This is a genomic window from Aliikangiella maris (assembly GCF_040719265.1).
GTDB classification, from domain to species: Bacteria; Pseudomonadota; Gammaproteobacteria; order Enterobacterales; family Kangiellaceae; genus Aliikangiella; species Aliikangiella maris.
In genome coordinates this window covers 1-1795 of record NZ_JBFDAH010000095.1, presented here as the reverse complement: position 1 = coordinate 1795, position 1795 = coordinate 1, and the positions used below count along the sequence as shown (strand labels likewise).

Genomic DNA, 1795 nt, shown 5'->3' with positions numbered 1-1795 from the left:
TGCTTAATCGCCTGACGAGATTTGTTGCGTTAAACTCAATGATAAAAGCGCTTCAACGTGCATTTCCTTGAGAGAAAATTGATGAGTTTTTCTTTTTTCAGGGACGACTACATACTCAACGGTTAATTGCTGCATGGCTTTATCATCGATTACTGATTCAATAACACCTTGCGATTTGTAACAATAACTCTCCTTTCAATTTATCAAGGATGATAAATGGCTATTCCCAGAAAACAACAAATTGACTCCGAAAATCCCGGTTATTATCACTTAACCTCTCGCTGTGTACGACGAAGCTTTCTCTGTGGATTTGATGCCGAGACAGGGATTAACTATGAACATCGCCGTCAATGGATTGAAAACCGTATTCTTCAATTGGCAGATATATTTGCCATTGAAGTCTACGCCTATGCTGTAATGAGTAATCATTACCACTTAGTGGTTTACTCCAATCCTAAAGCCCCTGAGCAATGGTCAGATTTAACGGTTGCAGAGCGTTGGTTAAAGGTTTTTCCTGGTAAACTTGATAAACCAGAATTCCAGCAACAACGCCAGTTACGTTTACAGGCGATTGTTAATGATAAAGATTTATTAGCCACCTATCGAAAACGATTAGGGGATATATCCTGGTTAATGCGACGGTTAAATGAACCTTTGGCTCGATTAGCCAATTTAGAAGACGGTTGTAAAGGACATTTCTGGGAGTCTCGATTTACTTCACAAGCACTACTGGATGAGTCTGCTGCGCTCGCTTGTATGGCTTATGTGGATTTAAACCCTATTCGTGCAGGAATGAGTGAGTCGTTGCAAAACAGTGAGCACACCAGTATTAAAAAACGGGTTAACACAATGACCGCTAAACAACTTAATCGGGCCGTCATTTCAATGGCAGGAAACATAAAAACACGTTGTTTAAATTTGAAACTCAGAGATTATATTGAGCTGGTCGAATGGACAGGAAAAAATATTGTTTATCCGAATAAAACCGTAATGCCTTCTCATATTCAATCGGTATTAGCCGAGTTGAATATCAATCAGTCTCACTGGCTCAGCCAGATTAAACATTACGGTACCAATTATGGTCGATTTGTTGGTTGTATTCATTCGATTAAAGCTAAGGTGATGCAACTAGAACAGCAATGGATTCAAGGGAGTAAACAATTACAGAAACTTTTTAGCACTGTCTAAAATGAAAATATAAAAACCAAACGGTTCGCTAGCCACACCGATGGCGGCTTCGGCTGCTCTTAATTCAGCAATTTCAAAAAACAATGCCAATTTCTGCCATTCGTTTAATCATAGTTAATGATAATCAAGCCTGACTCTCTCACAACGCTTTGGTTGTTCTTGTTTAAAATCTTTGAGTAGAAAAGTGACTGTCTGTAACTATTGNTCAAACCGTCACTGAGCGAATAGCGAGACTGGAAAGACTGGACAACGAGTTAGTTCACCAAGTGAAACGCTGGCGCTATTATCCTGTTGTTAAAGCGATTCAAGCCATGCGCGGTGTTCGTTTATTGGTTGCTGCGGGTGTCATCGCCGAGCTGGGTGATTTAACCCGATTCGACCACCCGAGAAAATTAATGAGTTATGTCGGGGTAGTTCCGGGCGAACACTCCAGCGGCGGCAGACGAAAAGTCGGCAGTATTACAAAATGCGGTAATGGTCGAGCAAGACGATTACCCACCGAGGGGGCGCATTGTTATCGCTACCCAGCCAATATCTCTCATGACCTACAAATTCGTCAAGAAGGCTTGAGCAAAACCATTATCGATATTGCCTGGAAGGCACAGCT

The 1795-nt window shown here is 41.4% G+C and carries 2 protein-coding genes and 1 pseudogene; 2 read left to right on the top strand and 1 reads right to left on the bottom strand.

Annotation, left to right across the window (positions count from 1 at the left end; all coding sequences use genetic code 11):
- Positions 1-3: 3 nt before the first annotated feature.
- Positions 4-135 carry a hypothetical protein gene (locus tag ABVT42_RS22210; protein WP_367024524.1) on the bottom strand — a complete coding sequence of 44 codons (132 nt, stop codon included), beginning with the start codon at positions 133-135 and terminating at the stop codon, positions 4-6.
- Between the two features lie 81 nt (positions 136-216).
- On the opposite strand from ABVT42_RS22210, the gene ABVT42_RS22205 reads away from it, so the two are divergent.
- Both ABVT42_RS22205 and ABVT42_RS22200 read left to right on the top strand, forming a co-directional pair.
- The gene (locus tag ABVT42_RS22205; protein ID WP_353898169.1) at positions 217-1188 is read left to right on the top strand and encodes an alpha-amylase family glycosyl hydrolase; all 972 of its coding nucleotides are present in this window, start codon (positions 217-219) and stop codon (positions 1186-1188) included.
- 209 nt (positions 1189-1397) lie between these two features.
- Positions 1398-1795: pseudogene (locus ABVT42_RS22200) on the top strand (transposase); the annotation flags it as partial.